The sequence below is a fragment of the Kitasatospora purpeofusca genome (assembly GCF_000718025.1).
GTDB classification, from domain to species: domain Bacteria; phylum Actinomycetota; class Actinomycetes; order Streptomycetales; family Streptomycetaceae; genus Kitasatospora; species Kitasatospora purpeofusca.
The window spans coordinates 25711-41509 of record NZ_JODS01000009.1 but is presented as its reverse complement, the minus strand read 5'-3'; the positions used below and the strand labels follow the sequence as shown (position 1 = coordinate 41509).

13 protein-coding genes are annotated in these 15799 nt (G+C 75.3%); 8 read left to right on the top strand and 5 right to left on the bottom strand.

The genetic code is table 11. The features are described from left to right. Positions 1-75: 75 nt before the first annotated feature. Together IF01_RS0115205 and IF01_RS0115200 are read right to left on the bottom strand one after the other, a co-directional pair. Positions 76-1290, bottom strand: coding sequence for a globin domain-containing protein (locus tag IF01_RS0115205; protein ID WP_030393934.1), 1215 nt, complete (start codon positions 1288-1290; stop codon positions 76-78). Between the two features lie 146 nt (positions 1291-1436). After that, a complete protein-coding gene (locus IF01_RS0115200) occupies positions 1437-1916 on the bottom strand; it encodes an RrF2 family transcriptional regulator (protein WP_030393933.1) in 480 nt (159 codons plus the stop codon). A gap of 458 nt (positions 1917-2374) precedes the next feature. Between IF01_RS0115200 and IF01_RS0115195 the strand changes: the two genes are divergently transcribed. The 6 genes from IF01_RS0115195 to IF01_RS0115170 all read left to right on the top strand — a co-directional run bounded on the left by IF01_RS0115195 (position 2375) and on the right by IF01_RS0115170 (position 9585). Next, on the top strand, positions 2375-4246 hold the full coding sequence (locus IF01_RS0115195) for an AbeC-like domain-containing protein (protein ID WP_030393932.1): 1872 nt from the start codon (positions 2375-2377) through the stop codon (positions 4244-4246). Continuing rightward, on the top strand, positions 4243-4692 hold the full coding sequence (locus tag IF01_RS0115190; protein WP_030393931.1) for a hypothetical protein: 450 nt from the start codon (positions 4243-4245) through the stop codon (positions 4690-4692). Before IF01_RS0115195 ends, IF01_RS0115190 begins: the two co-directional genes overlap by 4 nt. Positions 4693-4850: 158 nt before the next feature. Further along, the gene (locus tag IF01_RS0115185; protein WP_078879978.1) at positions 4851-5705 is read left to right on the top strand and encodes an SAM-dependent methyltransferase; all 855 of its coding nucleotides are present in this window, start codon (positions 4851-4853) and stop codon (positions 5703-5705) included. A gap of 223 nt (positions 5706-5928) precedes the next feature. After that, positions 5929-7596: a beta-propeller fold lactonase family protein gene (locus tag IF01_RS0115180; protein ID WP_051755374.1), complete on the top strand. Its 1668-nt coding sequence runs from the start codon at positions 5929-5931 to the stop codon at positions 7594-7596. A 167-nt stretch (positions 7597-7763) separates the two neighbouring features. After that, positions 7764-8426, top strand: a complete 663-nt coding sequence (locus IF01_RS0115175) for a helix-turn-helix transcriptional regulator (RefSeq protein ID WP_037779902.1) — start codon at positions 7764-7766, stop codon at positions 8424-8426. A gap of 25 nt (positions 8427-8451) precedes the next feature. Continuing rightward, positions 8452-9585 carry an aminotransferase class I/II-fold pyridoxal phosphate-dependent enzyme gene (locus IF01_RS0115170; protein WP_030393927.1) on the top strand — a complete coding sequence of 378 codons (1134 nt, stop codon included), beginning with the start codon at positions 8452-8454 and terminating at the stop codon, positions 9583-9585. Between the two features lie 21 nt (positions 9586-9606). Here IF01_RS0115170 and IF01_RS0115165 read toward each other — a convergent pair whose 3' ends face one another. The 3 genes from IF01_RS0115165 to IF01_RS0115155 form a co-directional block, all read right to left on the bottom strand. Beyond that, the gene (locus IF01_RS0115165; protein WP_030393926.1) at positions 9607-10725 is read right to left on the bottom strand and encodes a GNAT family N-acetyltransferase; all 1119 of its coding nucleotides are present in this window, start codon (positions 10723-10725) and stop codon (positions 9607-9609) included. A 236-nt stretch (positions 10726-10961) separates the two neighbouring features. After that, positions 10962-12128: a polysaccharide deacetylase family protein gene (locus IF01_RS0115160; RefSeq protein WP_094745556.1), complete on the bottom strand. Its 1167-nt coding sequence runs from the start codon at positions 12126-12128 to the stop codon at positions 10962-10964. Between the two features lie 378 nt (positions 12129-12506). After that, the gene (locus IF01_RS0115155; RefSeq protein ID WP_149030619.1) at positions 12507-12938 is read right to left on the bottom strand and encodes a hypothetical protein; all 432 of its coding nucleotides are present in this window, start codon (positions 12936-12938) and stop codon (positions 12507-12509) included. Positions 12939-13252: 314 nt separating this feature from the next. On the opposite strand from IF01_RS0115155, the gene IF01_RS0115150 reads away from it, so the two are divergent. Beyond that, positions 13253-14101, top strand: a complete 849-nt coding sequence (locus tag IF01_RS0115150; protein ID WP_094745555.1) for a serine/threonine protein kinase — start codon at positions 13253-13255, stop codon at positions 14099-14101. Between the two features lie 7 nt (positions 14102-14108). Beyond that, positions 14109-15794: a serine/threonine-protein kinase gene (locus IF01_RS0115145; RefSeq protein WP_244215513.1), complete on the top strand. Its 1686-nt coding sequence runs from the start codon at positions 14109-14111 to the stop codon at positions 15792-15794. Positions 15795-15799: the final 5 nt, after the last annotated feature.

Here is a 15799-nt window from a genome sequence, read left to right as displayed (position 1 = left end):
GTGCTCCGTCCCCGCGTCCGTGCGGCTTGCACGGACGGAGGACGGAGGACGGGGGACGGAGCGCGGTGGCCGCGGTCAGGCGTCCTGGCCGAGCCAGAGGTCGGGGCCGAACACCTCGTAGTGGATGTCGGCGGCCGGGACGCCCGCCGCGAGGAGCTGGGCCCGGACCGAGCGCAGGAAGGGCAGCGGGCCGCAGAGGTAGGCGGTGGCGCCCGCGGGGACGTCGACCGTGGAGAGGTCGACCAGGCCGGTCCGCCCGGCCGGCCAGTCGCCGAGCGGCCGCTCGTAGAAGACGTGGGCGGCGGCGTCCGGCAGCTTGGCGGTCAGCTGGGCGAGCTCGGCCCGGAAGGCGTGCGACAGCTGGTCGCGGTCGCCGTGCACGGTGACGACCCGGCGGGTGGATCCGGTGGCGGCGAGATGGGCCAGCATGGCGGTGATCGGCGTGTTGCCGATGCCGGCCGAGGCGAGCAGCAGCGGGCCCTCGCCCTCGGCGAGCGCGACGTCGCCGAACGGCGGGGCGACGTCGAGGACGTCCCCGGCGCGCAGGTGCTCGTGCAGGTGGTTGGAGACCTCGCCGGCCGGGCCGCCCGCGGCCTCGGCGGCGGCCCGCTTGACGGTGAACCGGAGCGCGCCGTCCGCCACGCCGGACAGGCTGTACTGGCGGATCTGCCGGGCGCCGTCGGGGAGTTCGGCGCGCACCGACAGGTACTGGCCGGGCCTGGCGGCCGGCAGCGGGCCGCCGTCGGCCGGGCGGACCAGGTAGGTGGTGACGTCGTCGGTCTCCGGGTGGCGGGCGACCAGGGTGTACGGGCGCCAGAGGTCGGCGGGGTCGAGGTGCTGGGCGGCGGCGCTCTCGGCGCGCAGCCGATCCTCGACGGCGATCAGGGCGTTCGCCATCAGCCAGTAGACCTCGTCCCAGGCGGCCGCGACCTCGGGGGTGACGGCCTCGCCGAGCACCTCCACGATGGCGGCGAACAGGTGCTCGTGGACGATCCGGTACTGGTCCTCGCTGATGCCGACCGAGACGTGCTTGTGCGCGATGCGGGCGAGCAGCGCGTCCGGACGGGTGTCCGGGGCGGCGATCAGGGCGGTCGCGAAGGCGGCTATCGAGCCCGCGAGCGCCTGCCGCTGGCTGCCGTTGGACTGGTTGCCCCGGTTGAACAGGTCGCGCAGCAGCTCCGGGTGGGCGGCGAACATCCGGTCGTAGAACAGCGGCGTGATCTCGCCGATGGCACCACCCACGACGGGCAGGGTGGCTTCGACGACCTCGGCGGACTTGGCGGACAGCATCGGAGGCGCTCCAAACTGGAATCTGAGAGTCGTATTTTTGCCCGTGCGGATGCGCGGACCGGCGTGCGGTGGTGCCGTGCGGTGGTGGGGTGCGGTGGTGGGGTGCTCGGGGTCGGGGTCGGGGTCGCGATAGGGGCCGGGGCGGGTCAGTCGGAGGGGCCGGCGTCGCGGCCGGGCCCTGTGCCGGGACCGGGTCGAGCGGTGAGGCCGAGCAGGACCGGGCCGGTCGGCGCGGCCACCAGATCGCCGATCGAGAGCGGGTCCAGGGTGGCGAAGAACGCCTCCTGCGCGGTGCGCAGTGCCCCGCGCAGTCGGCAGGCGGCCCGCAGCGGGCACGGCGGTTCGTCCTCGCAGCCGACCACGTCGCCCACTCCCTCCAGCTCGCGCAGCAGCGGGCCGAGCGAGCCGGTGCGGCCGGCCGCGGTGAGGGACAGGCCCCCGCCGTGACCGCGCCGCGCTTCCACCACGCCGAGGTGCTGCAGTCGGCTGACCACCTTGGCGGCGTGGGTGTAGGGCACGCCGACCGCCTCGGCCACCTCGCGGGTGGTCGGGTTGGCCCCCTCGTCGAGGACGGCCAGCCGCATGGCGATGCGGAGGGCGATGTCGGTGCTCTTGGTCAGCCTCACGTTCGAAAGGCTAGCGAATGCGACTCCAGGACTCCAATTCCCTGCACGCGCCACTCGGCGGAGCCGAACCGTTACCCGCCGAAGCGTCCGGCGCGCTGTCCGTCGGGCAGGTCAACTGCTTTACTGGCCGAGCTCGTTCGCCGGAATACGACCTGGGGAATGGGGACAGCATGGACAGTGGCACCCCACCGCCACCTCCGCCGCAGGAACCCTCGCGGACACCACCGCCCTACCCTCCGCCCTCGCTCTACCCGCCGCCCCGACCGCCCGCCCCGCCGCCGGGGTATCCGCCGCCGTCACCGCGGTCGCCGTCACCACCACCGGCACCGCCACCGCCGCCGATCAGGACCGGGCCGGTCCTCCCACCGGGATCGAGGCCGGTACCGCAGCAGCGGTCGACGCCACCAGAGCCGGTACCCGCCGGGCCGGCGCCCGCCGATCACGCGCCCGTCGATCAGGTGCCCGCCGACCCGCCGGAGTCCCACGACACCCCGACGTACCTCGGCCCCTCGTTCACCTCCGCCGGTACGCCCGGCCCCGCGCCCGCTGCCGCTCCCGCGTCGGGCCCCGCACCCGCCGCCGCTCCCGCCTCCGGCCCCGCCGTCCCGGCGACGCCCGAGAACCTGCACCACCAGGCGGGCACCGTCCCCGGCGACGCCACCCGCTACCTGTGCGCCGCCGCCTGGCTGGACCGCCGCTTCCGCGCCGCGCTGATCGAGGAACTGGTCGAGCAGTCCTTCCGGATCCCCGCCCCCTCGCCCGGCACCGACCTCGTCCGGGTCCTGCACGAGGCCCTGACCGCCCGCCGCTGGGAGGCCAGGACCGGCCTGTTCTGCGTCCTGGTCGTGGTGCTGGCCTTCCCGGTGCTCGGCGTGGGCGCCGGACTCGCGGCCCTGGCGCTGCTCGTGCTGCTCACCCTGGCCGGCGGCGGCCTCGGGTCCGGCCGGATGGACCACCGGCTCGGCCTGGAGATCGAGCGGCTGATGATCACCCCGAGGTCGCCGCGCGCCACCGGCTGGCGCGGCGCCGTCGCCGGCCTCGGCCGGCTGCTCGCCACCCTGACCCTGGTGGCCGCCGCCGCGGTCTACCTCTACGGCCCGCTCGAGGGCTCCGACCTGAACCGGGTCTTCGTTCCAGACCTGTTCGGCCCGATCGGCGCCGGTGTACTGGTCGAACTGGCCCTGCTCTGGCTGGCCGCCGCCCGGCTGCGCTACCGGCTGCGGCGCCGGCTGTCCGCCCTGGTGGGGATGGACCCCACCCCCGTCCCGCCGCCGAGCCCCCGCGGCCCGCGGACCGCCCGGGTGTACGAGCGGCTGGGCGAGCAGCAGGCCGGACCGGAACTCCTCTACCAGCGCCAGGCCCCCCTGGTCGGCCTCGGCAAGGCCGGCCGGATCTGGCGGATGACCTTCGAGCTGCGCCCCTCCGCCGACCGGGCCGCGCAGGGCCGGGTGCCGGACCCGATCGACACCACCACCCTCTACCGCTCCGTCGCGGCGCGGGTCCGCGCGCTCGCCCAGGACCCGCGCTACCCGGAGGACTCCCTGCGAGGACTCTCCGTCACCGACCGGGTGTTCCGGCCGAGCCTGCGCGACGACGCCCCGGACAGCTGGCTGGGCGCGATGTCCGGCCGGGCCGGGGAGCAGGTCCTGCTCGAACCGGCCTGGGCCGACCTGCTGAGCCGCTCCGGCCACGAGCGGCTCCGGCACTACCTGGCGATCCGGGTCGGCTCCTGGCAGGAGGAGGTCGTGGTCACCGTGCTGGTCCGGGCGAGCACCCGCGGCGGCCTGCTGTACCTGGAGTGGCTGCCGTACGTGCTGGGCCCGGTGGCGCAGGAGTACCACGTGGTCGACCTGCTGGGGCACCGCTCCGGCTTCATGCACGCGATGAACGCGCTCGCCTGGTCCGGGCGCCGGCTGGGCGGGGACGCGGCGATCGCCGTCGGCCAGGTCCGGCAGGTCTGGCAGTCGCGCCGCCGGGCCGCCCGGCTCGCCCGCCGGTACCGCCACCTGACCCGGGCCGGCTACGCCGTGGACTACGCGCCCCGGTCGAGTGTCCGCGAACTCGGCGCCGGCGCGACCTACCAGAACATCTTCCAGGAGCACGACGTGCAGCGCTTCCTGAGCACCGTGACCGAGCGGGTGTTCAGCGCGGTCGGCGCCGAACTGAAGGCGCGCGGCTACGACAGCGCCGCCTTCGAGGAGCAGTCGCAGAGCATCACCAACATCAACAACGGCGGTGTCCAGGTGGTGGGTTCCACCGTGCACGGCCCGGTCGCGGGCGGTGCCGGGGCCCGGGTGGACATCGGCAAGGAGAAGGGGAAGGGCAAGTGACCGAGGACACCGACGCCACCGCCGGGCCGGAGGCGAACCGGCCTCCCGCCGGGGCCAATTGGAACACCGGCGGGGTCCAGGTGGTCGGCTCCACCGTGCACGGCCCGGTGGCCGGCGGCCAGGGCGCGACCGTGCGGATCGGCGCCGACGCGGCCCCGGCGGCCCCGCCCGGACCGGAGGCACTGCGCGCGGCGGCCGAGTCGCTGCGCGCCGCGCTCGCCCGGCTGCGGGCCGAACGGCCGGGCGCCGTCGCGGACGCCGACGCCGAGGACGCGGACGCCGCCCTGGCCGGGATCCTCGCCGAGACGGCGCTCGACGAGCCCCGCGAGGGCCCGCTGCGCCGCCGGGTCGGCACCGTGGTCGACGCGCTGCGCACGGTCGCGGTGCTGGCGGCGGCGGTGACCGGTCTGGAGGCGGCCTTCGCGGCGCTGTTCGGGCAGGTCTGAGCCGCTGCCCGATCGCGCCACCCGTTCAGGCACCGCCCGTTCCCCTGGTGTACGGTCGGTTTCCGTGCGCACGAAGGCGCGCCTGCCGCCGAGTTGACGCGGCGGGCCGCCGACGGGGCCGGACCGGAACGTCACACGGGGAAGAGCGGGAGAGCGACATGGGGCGCGCTGACTGGGTGTCGGGGGAGCGGCCGGGCGAGGCGGCCCGGGAGTCGTGGACGGGAGTGGACCTCCGGATGGACGTCCCGCACTCGGCCCGGGTGTACGACTACCTCATCGGCGGCAAGACCAACTTCGCGCCGGACCGGGTCGCCGCCCACGCCTCCGTGCAGGCCTGGCCGGCCCTGCCGACCTCGATGCGGACCACCCGCACCTTCATGGAGCGGGTGGTCCGCCACCTCGCCGAGAAGCACGGGGTGCGGCAGTTCCTGGACATCGGCACGGGCATCCCCACCTCGCCGAACGTGCACGAGATCGCCCAGGCGGTGGCCCCGGAATCACGGGTGGTGTACGTCGACAACGACCCGATCGTGCTGACCCACGCCCGCGCGCTGATGTCCAGCGCGCCGGAGGGCCGCACCGCCTACCTGGACGCCGACCTGCGCGACGTCGACTCGATCCTGGACTCACCGGCGCTGCGCCAGGTGCTCGACCTCTCCCGGCCGGTGGCCCTGTCGCTGATCGCCATCGTGCACTTCGTCCTCGACGCGGACGACCCGCAGGGCCTGGTGCGGCGACTGATGGACCGCCTGGCGCCGGGCAGCTTCCTCGCCCTGACCGTCTTCACCGGCGACACCGACCCGGTGGGCGTCGGCGGCGTGGGCCGCGAGTACAACGCGCGGGGCATCCCGCTGCAGATCCGCGACCGCGCCGAGACCCTGGCCTTCTTCGACGGCTACGAGCTGCTGGACCCCGGCGTCACCCTGGTCCACCACTGGAACCCGGACCCGGACGCCGCGCCGATCCGGGACCAGGACATCGCGATGTACGGCGGAGTGGCCGTCAAGCGCTGAGCCCGCGCCGCCCGGGCCCCCGCCAATGGGGGGCCGGGCGGTTCGAATAGTGACCAATTGAACAGACTTGAACGGTTGGCAACAATCCCGGTCATCTCCTGACGCTTCGTCAATCGACCTTCTACGCTTCGGGCGATCCGGACGGTCCCCCCGGGTCGCCCGGAAAGCCCGGTGCGGCCGTGAAGCGTCCGGTTCCGACGATTCCGACGAGTCTGGAGATCCCGTGACAACACGCCCGTCCCCGCGCCGCTTCTGGACGGCCGCGGCCGCCGTCGGCGCGGCCACGGCCGCCCTGCTGGCCCAGCCCGGTGCCGCGTCCGCCGACGCCGCAGGCGCCGCCGCGGCCGCCGGGCTGCCGCCCGCGGTGGCGGCCACCGTCACCGTCGCGCCCTACCCGGCGGGCGTCGCGCTCACCCCGGACGGCGCCCGGGCCTATGTGACCAGCCAGGGCAGCGGCACGGTCACCGTCCTGTCCACCGCCACCGGCACGGTCGCCGGCACCTTCACCGCCGGCACCGGCTCCTACGCCGCCGCCGTCGCGCCGGACGGTCTGCACGCCTACCTCACCCACCACCTCGACGGCACGGTCAGCGTGGTCGACACCGCCACCGGCACGGTCGCCGCCACCGTCCCGGTCGGCGCGGGCGCCTTCGGTGTGGCGGTCGCCCCCGACGGGGCCCACGCCTATGTGACCAACGCCGAGGCCGGCACGGTCAGCGTGCTGGACACCGCCACCGCCACCGTCACCGCGACCGTCCCGGTCGGCGCCGAGCCGCACGGTGTGGCCGTCGCCCCGGACGGCGCGTCCGTGTACGTCGCCGCCTCCGGCGACCAGCGGGTCGACGTGATCGACACCGCCACCGCCGCGGTCGGCGCCTCGATACCGGTGGGCCACGGCGTGTTCGGCCTCGCCCTCGCCCCCGACGGCTCCCGGCTGTGGACCGCCAACGGCGGCGACTCCACCGTCAGCGTGCTGGACACCGCGCACCGGACCGTCACCGCCACCGTGCAGGTCGGCACCAACCCGTACGCGGTCGCCGCCGCCCCCGACGGCCGGTCCGTCTACGCGAGCAACTACGCGGACAACACGCTCACCGCGATCGACGCCGCCAGCGGCACCGTCACCGGCACCCTCCAGGTCGGCGCGAGCCCGTTCGGCCTGGCGATCACGCCGGACAGCCGGCGTGGCTACCTGGCCGACTTCGACGGGTCCGCCGTCAGCGTGCTGGACTTCCCGCCGCCCGCGCCGGTGGTCACGGGCGTCAGCCCGGCCTCGGGCCCGCAGGCCGGCGGCACGGCGGTCATCGTGACCGGCACCGACCTGGCCGGCGCGACCGCGGTGAGCTTCGGCGGGCACAACGCCGCGTCGTTCTCCTGCACCGCGACCTCCTGCACCGCCACCGCACCGGCCTCGCCGGTCGCCGGGACGGTCGACGTCCGGGTCACCACGCCGGGCGGCACCAGCGCCGTCGTGCCCGCCGACCGGTTCGGCTACGTCGCGCCGACCGCCGACGCCGCCGTCGCGCTCACCGCCTCCCCGGTGTCCGGCCTGCTGGGCGGCCGGGTCGACTACACGCTGACGGTGACCGCTCACGGTCCCGACCCGGTGACCGCCGTCACCGTCACCTCGGCGCTGCCGAGCGGCATGATCGCCACCAGCAGCGACTGCACCGTCGCCTCCGGCCGTCTGACCTGCGCGATCGCCGGTCCGCTGGCCGTCGGCGCGAGCGTCACCCGCCACTTCACCGTGCAGGTCGGCCTGCTCGACCTCGGCCGGACCTTCGCCGTCACCACCGCCCGGACGGCCGGCACCCCGGCCGACCCGGTGCCGGGCAACGACTCGGCCGGCCGTACCTGCAAGGTGGCGCTGCTCCAGATCACCTGCAGCTGATCCCACCTGATCCGTCGGATCCCACCTGATCCGGCGGATCCCACCTGATCCGTCGGATCCCACTTGATCCGTCACGGGCCCGTCCCCCGGGGTTTCTCACTCGGGGGACGGGCCCGTGCCACTTCCCGGCCTGGACGAAACGTCCAGTCTGGACGTACAGTCCAGTCATGACCTCCGAGACCCCCGACCCGCGCCTGCGCGCCTGGGCCCCCGTCTGCCAGGCGGTCGCCCTGCTGCTCGGGCCCTACGCCGAGGTGGTGCTGCACGACGCCGCCCGCGACGAGGTCCTCGCCGTCTGGAACCCGATGGGCGGACGCGGGCCGGGCGACCCCTCGCTGCTCGGCGAGCTGGACGCCCTGGACCAGGCCGCCCCCGACGTCTACGGCCCCTACCCGAAGCTGCTGCCCGACGGCCGACGGCTCTCCTCGGTCAGCGCGGTGCTCCGCGACGAGGACGGCCGACCCGCCGCCGTCCTGTGCGTCAACCTCGACCGGGGCCCGCTCGAACACGCCGCCGCCCTGCTCGCCGCCTTCGCCGCGCCGACCGCCCCCCGCCCGGAACCGCTCTTCGAGCAGGACTGGACCGAGCGGATGAACGAGGTGATCGGCGGCTATGTGCGCGCCCACGGCCGGCCGCTCCAGCGGCTCGGGCGCGAGGACCGGCTCGCCGTGCTCCGCGAACTCGACCGGGCCGGGGTCCTCGCCGTCCGGCGCGCGGTCCCGGCCGTCGCCAGGGCGCTGGAGGTGTCCCGCTCCACCGTCTACACCCTGCTCGCCGAACTGCGCGAGACCCCCGAAACGCCCGGCTCGCCCGCCCTCCCGGCCGACTGACCCGCACCGACGAAGGAGACCCGCCATGACCCGGCTCCCCGACTTCCGCCTGGAGACGTACTTCTCCCGCTGGGAGTTCTCCGCCCGCCACCACCTCACGGCCTCCGACGCGCAGACCATGGCGATGTCCGAACTGCTCGCCCTCGCCGACCCGGAGGACCGCCACGCCTGGGACACCCTCGCGCTCGGCTACACCGAGACCTTCGGCGACCCGGCCCTGCGCGAGGCGATCGCCGGACTCTACGAGCGGGCCGACGCCGACGACGTGATCTGCTTCGGCGGCGCCCAGGAGGGGCTCAACCTGGCGATGCAGGTACTGCTCGGCCCCGAGGACCACGCCGTGGTGCTCACGCCCAACTACCAGTCCGCCGAGACCGTCCCGATGTCGCTCTGCGAGGTCACCGGGGTCGCCCTCGACCCCGGCCGCGACTGGGCGCTCGACCTCGACGAACTCACCGCCGCGCTGCGCCCCAACACCCGGGTGGTGTCCGTCAACTTCCCCAACAACCCCACCGGGGCGGTGATCGACGCCGCCGACTTCGTCCGGCTGGCCGAGATCTGCGACGAGCGCGGCATCCACCTCTTCAGCGACGAGGTCTACCGGGGCCTGGAGCGCGACCCGGCCCGCGCCCTGCCCCAGGCCGTCGACCTGTCCGAGCGCGCCCTCTCGCTCAACGTCACCTCCAAGTCGCTCGGCCTGCCCGGCCTGCGGATCGGCTGGATCGCCTGCCGCGACCGGGAGTTGCGCGGACGACTGGAGCGCGCCAAGCACTACACCACCATCTGCAACGCCGCTCCCAGCGAGGTCCTCGCCCGGATCGCGATCAAGGCACGCGAGCCGATCCTGGCCCGCAACAGGGCGATCGTCGCGGCCAATCTGCCGCTCTTCGACGAGTTCTTCGCCCGCTTCGACGGCCTGTTCGAGTGGCGCGCCCCGGACGGCGGCTGTGTCGCCTATCCGCGCTACCTGGGCGCGGACGGCGTCGAGGCGTTCTGCACCGGGCTGGTCGAGGAGGCCGGCGTCCTGCTGCTGCCGGCCTCCATTTTCGGCTCGGAGCTGACGCCGACACCCGCCGACCGGTTCCGGATCGGCGTCGGCCGCCGCGACCCGGCCCCAGCGCTCGACGCCTTCGCCGGCTGGCTGAAGGGTCGGCACTGAGACGCCGAGTCCGAGCCGTCGTCAGTGCACGGCGGGGACGGCCTCCGTCGCCGGTGACGCGTCCGTATCGGGCGCCGACTCCCGACGGGCTGCCTTGGCACGGTACTTGAGCCCGAGCAGCGCCCCCGGCAGACCGCGCGGCACCAGCCAGGAGACGTCCTCCCGGTCCACCGCGTCGAAGCGGTACTTGTACGGCTCGGTGCCGCGCAGGAAGTCGAAGGTGCTCAGCCCCTGCCCGTCGGCCGCCCGGATCGCCTCGGCGATCACCGCCGTGCCGAGCCGCAGCGGCGCCCAGCTCTGGTCCCAGCCGATCTGGTAGTAGGCGAAGGTGTCCCGCCACTGGAACCCGTAGAGCACGCCCACCACTTCGCCCGCCCGCTCCGCGACCAGGAACGCCGGGCCCTCGCCCCGACCGGTGTCGGCCGCCCGTTCGATCACCCGCAGGTGCAGCGGTGCCCTGGCCTCGTCGAAGGTGGTCGGCCGGCCGAGCGCGGCCCGGCGCAGCCGGTGCAGCCGGACGGCGGTGTGCAGGAGCTCGAAGCGTTCCGGGAGTTCGGCCGCCGCGAGGGCGGGCGGCACCCAGCGGAAGGTGATCCCCTCGGCCGCCAGCTTCCGGCCGTAGCGGCGCAGGTTGGCGCGGAACTGGCGGCTCCCCAGCGCCTCCGGGCCGGCCGCCAGATCGGCGCGCGGGCACGCGGTGCGTCCGATCTCCACCGCGCCGGGCGGCAGCAGGGCGGCCTGTCCGGGGTCCAGGTCGGCGAGCAGCAGGCTGGTGCGCCGCCCGCGCCGGGCCAGCCAGTCGGCCACCTCGGCGCGGCGGTGCGGCGCGACGACGAAGCCGCAGTGGTCGGCCGCGCCCGCGCCGGAGCCGAGCACCGTCAAGCAGGGGACCGGCAGTGGCGCGCGCGGGTGGAGCCGCTGGACGGTGCGCAGCAGGGGGAGCACGGCGTCGATCCGGCCGTCCCCGTCCCGCCACACCACGATCTCGCCGTCGCCGGCGGTCGCGCCCAGCGTCTCCCACCAGGCGAGGGTCCACTCCGGTGTGCTGAACCACGCGCCGCCGCCCTCGCCCGCCGCCAGGGCGCGCCAGCCGTCGACCACCTCCGCCGGCAGCGCGGGCGTCCGGTGGCGGACCGGCACCGTGCGCGCGGTGGCCGTCCTCGTAGCCGTTCCGGAGTCTCGCGCTCCCACGTCCTCTGCCCCCACGTCCCTGCCCCCAGGTCTCCGCCGCCCCGGTGCGCCGCCGGTCGGCGCTCCGGTCGCGGTCAGGTCCGCATTCTCCCGGATTCCCCGCCGCGATCGATGCGGTTCGTTCTGCTCCCCCGCCGCTACCGGGCTTCATCGGTGGGGGAGTTGGTGCTCCGGGCCGCAGGCGGTCAGCTGCCGCCGCGCAGGTGGTGCACGGCGGGGTGGAGCCCGGACAGGATGGTGTCGAACCGGTCCCGCCCGGTGGTCGAGTTGACCCGCAGCCGGCTGATCCGCAGGGGGTGCGGCGGCAGCAGCCGGTCGTGGCGGTGGTCGAAGAGGAAGCCGGTCCGGTAGCCGAGGAGCCGCAGTTCGGCGTCGGCGCGCGGGTCGACGTTGCCGTTGGGGTAGGCGAAGGCGGTGGGTGCCTCGCCGCCGAGCCAGCCGGTGAGCGCGTCGTGGGCGCGGCGGATCTCGTCCCGTACGGTGCCGCCCTCGCAGCGGTCGAGGCACGGGTGGCCGGCGGTGTGGTTGCCGACCGCGACGCCGTTCCGGGTGAGCGTCAGCAGATCGGCGGGGGTCAGCTGTTCCTGGCGGGGGGCGCGGGCCCGGGCGCTCTCCCGGAGTTCGGCCAGCGCGGCCCGGCGCTCCCCGTCCGGGAGGGTCTTCATCCGGCGGACGGCCTCGCCCGGCGGGCAGTCGGCCAGGTTGCGGGCGGTGCCGCCGTGGGCGGCGAGGAAGGCGGCCTCGGCCCACCAGAACGGCTGGTCGCCGCCGATGAGGTCGGTGACCACGAAGGCGGCGGCGGGGATGCCGAGCCGGGTGAGCACGGGCAGGCCCTCGGTGAGCACGGTGCGGTCGCCGTCGTCGAAGGTGACCAGCACGCTGCGGGGCGGCAAGGGCCGGCCGGTGCGCACGGCCTCCTCGACGGCCGCGAGCGGGACCGGGCGGGCGACGCGGACCAGGCGTTCCATCTGGAGCGCGAACACCCGGGGGTCGTCCACCCCGTGGTAGGCGAGGACGGCCAGCCGCCGGGTGGCGGCGAGCCGGAACAGCGGCTGGAGCGGCGAGTTGCGCAGGACGGCGTCGACGGTGGCGCGGCGGCCGGCGAGCCGTGCCCTCGGCGGGGCGGCGGCCGGTGCCGGACCCGGTGTCGGATCCTCGGGCGGGGCTGCGGCCGGTGCCGGGGCCTCGCTCGGTGCCGGGCCCGTTCTCGTGGCCGTCCCGGTGGCGCTCCCGCCGCCTCGTCCGGCTCGTTCGCCGGCTCGTCCACCGGCCGTTCCGGTGGCCGTCGCGTCGGTCGTTCCGGTGCTCGGGCCGTGCTCGGTCCCGGTCGAATGCGCGGTCCCCTCGGGCATGGACACGCTCCCCCCTTCCTCCCCGTGTGATGCTGCGGCGGCGGGGGTGGGACACGTCGCGCGGGCAGTTCCGGCCGTTCGGCACAGGTCTGCCCGGTGGGCGGCCCGCCCCGTCCACGAATTCCCAAGATAGTGCAAAAACCCATGCTCCGAACCGGGTTGTGCGTTGCGAACGGCCTTCGGGGGGAGGTTGGCGAATTCGGCGACGCGGCGGTGACCTGTGCGACGGCTGGGAGCATTCTGAGTGATTGCTGGTGGGAGCGGGGACGGGTGCGCTGCGAGGGGAGCGGTCCGGCCGCCGGTTGCGGACCCGGCGGCCGGCCGTGGCCGGGGCTGCGGGGCCCCGACCGCGTCACCCCTTCCTCGCCCGACGGGGCCTCAGAAGGGGTAGGTGCAGGTGGTCACCTGCTGCCCGGCCTCCAGGGCCGGGCCGGCGGTGGCGCAGACCATCTTGAGGTCGCTGGTGACCACGCGGGGGGTCACGGCCCTGGCGGAGCCCTTGGTGACGGTGGTGGCCGAGGCGGTCGTCAGCCACGGGCTGCCCCAGGCGCGCTGGGTGCGTACCTCGACCTTGACTATCGTCAGCTGCCCGGGGTCGGCGGACACCTGGGCGACGCCGACGAATCCTCCGCCGTCCTTCTCCTGCCAGACGCACGGCTGGTTGAGCACGGTCGTACAGGCGACGCCGCCCGCCCCGTTCGTGACGGACGGCGTGCCCCCGGTGGTGACCGTCGCGGCCGAAGCCGGAGCGACCGTGGCCGCCATGATCCCTGCCGCCGCGACCATCAGAGCTGCGATACGAGCGTTCATGATGTCAACCTCCTTGGAATGAAAGGGAATCTCACTCTGTGGGATGAGTCTTGCACAAAATATGGACGTGTCTTGTGTGTGCTGCATCACACTCATGGTGACCGTTCAACTACAGCTTGCAATCTCGCCAGTGACCCCACGATTACCGTCGGATGTCACTCCGCCGACGAACGGGTGCCGCCCTCCGGGCGCGCCGGGCGCGGCCTTCTGGCGCAACTCGCCGGTCATGACGCGGTGTTCACTCGTTCGGGTGGCCTTGCGCCCGTAGGTCGTTCGGGCAGCTACGATCGGGCCGACCCCCGGAGGTGACCTGGATGAACACGGTCATCGTGCAGCTGCCCGACCCCCATTCGCCGGCCCGAGCCGACCGTCGGTTCGCCCGGCTGCCGCGGCCGCCCCGCGGTGCCCCGCCCGCCCGACCTGCCCTGTTGCACCTCGGGCCGGGCGACAGTGTGGAGTTCGGGCGCGGCGAGCCCGGCCGGCCGCTCGCCGTGCCGATCCCCGACCCCGGCGTGTCGCGTCGGGCCGGCGAGATCACGGCCGCCGAGGACTACTGGCGGCTCTCCAACTTCAGCGCCACCGCGACCTATGTCGTCGAGAACCTCGAAGGCGCGGGCGAGCACGTCAAGGTGGCGCCCGGACGGCTCGGCGCGCCGGTGCCGTTCGAGTTCTCCCGGGTGCTGCTGCCGGCTCTCGGCGAGCCGGCCTCGTTCAAGGTCTTCGCGCCCCAACACGCCTATCTGGCAGGCGGATCGGCCGGCGCGGCGGGCCCGGTCGACGGCGGCGCGCCGGGCGTCGGGCCCGGCGAACCGACGGTCAGCCCGTTCGCCCTGGACCCGGGGGCCAAGTACTTCCTCGTCCTGCTCGCACTCTGCGAGCCGCGGTTGCGCTCGCCCTCCGCTGCGGCCGTGCCCGGCGTCACCGAGGTGCTGGCCCGGCTGCGCTGCCTGCCCTCCTGCCGCGACCTCACCCGGTCGGCCGTCAACTACCACATCGACTACCTGGTCGGCAGCAAGCTCCGGCTGCGCGACCCGGCGGAACCGGCCGACCCCGAGGGCGCCGGCGCCGGCGGCAAACGCGAGGAACTCGTCGCGCTGGCACTGAGGTTCGACCTGGTGCGGGAGGAGCATCTGGTGCTGCTCCCGCCCCGGCGCGGCGGGTGACCGGGCGGTGGCGCCACGCGCGGTGGACCCGCCCGGAGCCCGGCCGTCCGGCGGTGGGGCGTCCGGCAGTGGGGCGGGGTTCGCGGTTCCGGCGGGCTACCCGGTCGGCGGCTACCTGGTCGGTGAGCGGATCGGGGCGGGCGGCTGGGGCAGCGTCCACGTCGCCCGCGCGGCCGATCCGGAGCGTGCGGCGGGTGGCGAACCCGCCGAAGTGGCCGTCAAGTTCCTCCATCCCGGTCGGCTCGGGCCGGGGCAGCGGCAGGCCGTCGCCCAGGTCGCCCGCAGCGAGATCCGGTTCAGCCGCCGCGCCGACCACCCGCACCTGATCCGCACCTTCGCGGTGTTCACCCTCACCGACCCGGACCGGCCCGAACTCGACGGCGCCGTCGCCCTGGTGATGGAACGCGCCGCGCGCAGCCTGCACGACCTGCTCGCCGAGGCCCGGCCGCCGCACCCGCCGCCGGGCGCCGAGCGGATCCTGACCGAGGTCGCGGCCGGGCTCCGCCACATGCACGGCTCCGGTTGGGTGCACGGGGACCTCAAACCCGGCAACGTCCTGCTGATGGCCGACGGCACCGCCAAGCTCGCCGACTTCGGGCTGACCGCGGAACTGGAGGGCACCCACGCCTACGCCCCGCCGCTCGGCTCGCCGGACCACGTGCCGCCCGAGTGGTGGTCCGAGCGGACCGGCGCCCGCGGCGCGGCGCTCCGCCCGAGCGCCGACCTGTGGGCCTACGGCGTGCTCGCCCACCAGGTGCTGACCGGCGGACTGCACCCCTTCCTCGGTGCCACCGCCCGCGCCCGCTCGCTGGCCGCGGTCGCCTACGCGCGCGGCAGCGCCCCGCTGCGGCTCGACGCCGCGCTGCCGGAGCGGTGGCGGCCGCTGGTCACGGCCTGCCTGACGGCCGACCGGCGGCGGCGTGCGGAGCTGGACCTCACCGCTCTGCTCGCCGGCGCCCTGGGCGGAGGCGGGGGCGGAAGCGGGGGCGGGGGCGTCGCGGCCGTGACCCGGGCCGCCGACATCCGCCCGGGCGCCGTCGCACCCGGGCGGCGGAAGCGCCGGGTCCGAACCGCCGGACGCGCGGCCCTGCTGCTCGTCGCCGCCGCGAGCCTGCTCGTCCTCACCGGAGCACCCGAGCGGTCCGGGCCCACCGGCCCCACGCTCTCCGGCCCCCCGTCCGTCGGCCCCGTCCGCGCCGCTCCCGCGCGCCCCGGCGCCATCCCGCCCGGCGCCGACGTCCCCGCCGCCCTGCGCGGTCCGATCGAGGACGCCGCCCGCCGCTGCCCCGAGCCCGAGATCACCCCGGCGCTGCTGGCGGCGATGCTCAAGGCCGAGTCCGGCTTCGACCCGGCCGCCGCCCGGCCCGCCACGGGCGAGTACGGGGTGGCGATGTGGACGCCCACCGTCTTCAACGCCTGGGCGCTGGACGCCGACCACGACGGCGTCAAGAGCTATCTGGACCCGGACGACGCCATCGCCGCGATGGGCGGCTACGTCTGCTGGCTCGACCAGCGTTTCAAGCAGCGGGGCTTCCCGGCCGCGCAACTGCCCGCCCTGGTGACGGCCGGCTACCGGACCAGCGACAAGACGGTCGCCGACACCGGCGGCGTCCCCGAACGGGTGAAAGCGCACGTCGCACGCGTGCTCGGCTACCTCGCCGAGTACGGCGGCGTCAGCGTGGCGGGGCCATGAGGTCG

Bases quoted from the DNA above. Each gene is read 5' to 3' on its own strand.
- IF01_RS0115205 (WP_030393934.1), bottom strand. From the start codon at position 1,290: ATGCTGTCCGCCAAGTCCGCCGAGGTCGTCGAAGCCACCCTGCCCGTC.
- IF01_RS0115185 (WP_078879978.1), top strand. From the start codon at position 4,851: ATGGGGCGCGCTGACTGGGTGTCGGGGGAGCGGCCGGGCGAGGCGGCC.
- IF01_RS0115175 (WP_037779902.1), top strand. From the start codon at position 7,764: ATGACCTCCGAGACCCCCGACCCGCGCCTGCGCGCCTGGGCCCCCGTC.
- IF01_RS0115170 (WP_030393927.1), top strand. From the start codon at position 8,452: ATGACCCGGCTCCCCGACTTCCGCCTGGAGACGTACTTCTCCCGCTGG.
- IF01_RS0115160 (WP_094745556.1), bottom strand. From the start codon at position 12,128: ATGCCCGAGGGGACCGCGCATTCGACCGGGACCGAGCACGGCCCGAGC.
- IF01_RS0115155 (WP_149030619.1), bottom strand. From the start codon at position 12,938: ATGAACGCTCGTATCGCAGCTCTGATGGTCGCGGCGGCAGGGATCATG.
- IF01_RS0115150 (WP_094745555.1), top strand. From the start codon at position 13,253: ATGAACACGGTCATCGTGCAGCTGCCCGACCCCCATTCGCCGGCCCGA.